Source organism: Neptuniibacter marinus (assembly GCF_001597725.1).
Taxonomy (GTDB): Bacteria; Pseudomonadota; Gammaproteobacteria; order Pseudomonadales; family Balneatricaceae; genus Neptuniibacter; species Neptuniibacter marinus.
Genome location: NZ_LUTR01000043.1, coordinates 1 through 1636 on the forward strand (window position 1 = coordinate 1; position 1636 = coordinate 1636).

Here is a 1636-nt window from a genome sequence, read left to right on the forward strand (position 1 = left end):
TCAGTGAAACGCCCTGTGCGGATCCGCATGCAGGGTGTTGTGGGGGCTGAGGGTTAGAGACCCTCGGCTACCCGATTATAAATTTACTCTGAAAATACATATTCATGATGAGCCATGAATTCAGCCATTGCTTCTGATGTTTCCATATCTGAAAAATCAACTACCGCTTTCATGCTTTGTGCAAAATAGAAATTCGATATTCTCAACCACACGGCTACGGTGTTTCTGTTACTTTCATTATCAGAGTACATATTTGATGCGTCACTCATCCAGATAGACGGTGGTATTGAATGTACATATGTTGAAAGGTCAGCTAAAACACCTGAAACAAAATCCGCGTGCTTGCCGCATGCGTTACTTAGTCTTTGACGCCTGCTTTGATAAAACAAAGCCTCGCCTGACTTCAATCTATCCATCGATTTTTCGTAAAGCTCTGAATTTTTGATCCTTCCCCAATACCACTGTTTCGTATGTTTATATATTTCCTGTGCTTTCTCAGGAAGAATTTCTGACTGAACTTTATTAATCCTACTGGAAAGATACAACCCCATAATATCCCGATGAAGACTAAATCTTTCTGAATCCGGCTCATTAACGAGCATGTCTATCACATCGTGTGTGTCTACAACGTTCCTGACTATCGAGGCTATTGAGCGCTTATCTAGTGGTTCATTTCCGAACTCACGTGCAGGGAGCAATTTGAACAATGATATGCATGTGGTCTGCAAGGTTGTTGCCAACACGATAGTTGGCCAATCTATGAAATCTTCACTTTCATATCTTTTATGAAGCTCATTGATATACGGTTCAAAAGCACTGACGCCTTTATATAAAGCCGATCCCTGAGATATTAAGTGCTCAGTCATTCTTCCCTAACCTCAATTTGATGGCCTTGTTAAATGCTGACCGCCGACCCAACTAGACTTGTTGACATAGTGGAACAGCAAACCAGTTACACCACCGGCCAAATTCCAGTAGATATTCTCTAGAGAGGTAGAGAACCCAAAACAAACGAATGTGACCGCCAAACCAAGTGAGAATGCTGTGTAATAATTAGCGAAATTATATTTGGCCAGAACCACATAGACTGGCCCAGCGACAACTATTGCTATTAAGCATGAAGCAATGGCTGTAATGAAGTAAAACAGTACCGCCCAGCCAATTGCATCACCAATCAGATCCCAACCATCACCCATGAACGAAACAACCATTCCAACAAAGACCACCACGCTCCCCAAGAACGAGGAATAAACAGCACTGGTAAAAATATTGTCGATGATTTTCTTCATAGACATTTAACATTTGTATATACGGGGGTCCGTGTATCTATCCACACCGCTATTAATTAAAAATAGATGTAATTATTTGAAAAGGAAGGAGAAACTAAAAAATAAAATCGTACTCTTCCGTGACAAAACGAGCATGCGTATTAGTAATTGATATACCTTACTACTATTAAAAGCAGCTCCGTATATCTATCCATGCCAGACATCCATCTCTCTGATTTATAAATATTTTTAACCTAAGCATGGTGACAATACAAGTTCCTTTCGCTCACGGGGTGAGCTCCTTGTATGTTTAACCTCAACGATTATTTATCATTGGTAATCGTTTCTGGGGAAGCCGCCCGCTCCTT

Annotated in this window: 2 protein-coding genes; both read right to left on the bottom strand. The window is 40.8% G+C overall.

Annotated features, from left to right (window positions below):
- Positions 1–83: 83 nt before the first annotated feature.
- Entirely contained in the window at positions 84–866 is a 783-nt protein-coding gene (locus tag A3774_RS15930) for a hypothetical protein (RefSeq protein ID WP_067870015.1), read from the bottom strand.
- A gap of 12 nt (positions 867–878) precedes the next feature.
- A complete protein-coding gene (locus A3774_RS15935) occupies positions 879–1289 on the bottom strand; it encodes a hypothetical protein (RefSeq protein ID WP_156473738.1) in 411 nt (136 codons plus the stop codon).
- Positions 1290–1636 lie beyond the last annotated feature (347 nt).

Excerpts from the sequence above, each read along its gene's own strand:
- A3774_RS15930 (WP_067870015.1), bottom strand. The coding sequence starts at position 866 with ATGACTGAGCACTTAATATCTCAGGGATCGGCTTTATATAAAGGCGTC.
- A3774_RS15935 (WP_156473738.1), bottom strand. The coding sequence starts at position 1,289 with ATGAAGAAAATCATCGACAATATTTTTACCAGTGCTGTTTATTCCTCG.